Origin of the sequence: Paenibacillus sp. S28, assembly GCF_016624415.1 — a bacterium.
Taxonomy (GTDB): Bacteria; Bacillota; Bacilli; order Paenibacillales; family Paenibacillaceae; genus Paenibacillus_AQ; species Paenibacillus_AQ favisporus.
Genome location: NZ_JACVTM010000052.1, coordinates 1 through 584, shown reverse-complemented (window position 1 = coordinate 584; position 584 = coordinate 1). Strand labels below are relative to the sequence as shown.

General features: G+C 64.6%; 1 protein-coding gene. It reads left to right on the top strand.

Annotated features, from left to right (window positions below; translation table 11 throughout):
* On the top strand, nucleotides 1-584 hold a 584-nt coding region (locus IAE55_RS33605; protein WP_200634979.1), incomplete at both ends, for a hypothetical protein.

Genomic DNA, 584 nt, shown 5'->3' with positions numbered 1-584 from the left:
AACTGGAGCGACCGGGGCGACTGGAGGAACTGGAGCAACGGGAGCCACCGGAGCAACGGGAGCAACTGGGGTAACCGGGGCAACGGGAGAAACTGGAGCGACCGGAGTCACTGGCGCCACCGGAGTCACTGGAGCAACAGGAGTGACTGGAGCCACAGGAGAAACAGGAGCAACGGGAGCCACTGGAGCGACCGGAGTAACCGGAGTGACTGGAGCGACTGGTGAAACTGGAGCGACCGGGGCAACGGGAGCAACTGGAGCAACAGGAGCAACAGGAGCAACGGGAGCAACTGGGGTAACCGGAGCCACTGGAGCGACTGGCGCGACTGGTGAAACTGGAGCGACCGGAGCCACTGGAGCGACTGGAGCGACTGGAGAAACTGGAGCGACCGGAGCAACTGGAGCGACCGGAGCGACTGGAGCCACCGGAGCCACCGGAGCGACTGGAGCGTCTGGTGCAACGGGAGCAATGGGAGCAACGGGAGCAACTGGGGTAACCGGGGCAACGGGAGAAACTGGAGCGACCGGAGTCACTGGCGCCACCGGAGTCACTGGAGCAACAGGAGTGACTGGAGCCACAGGAG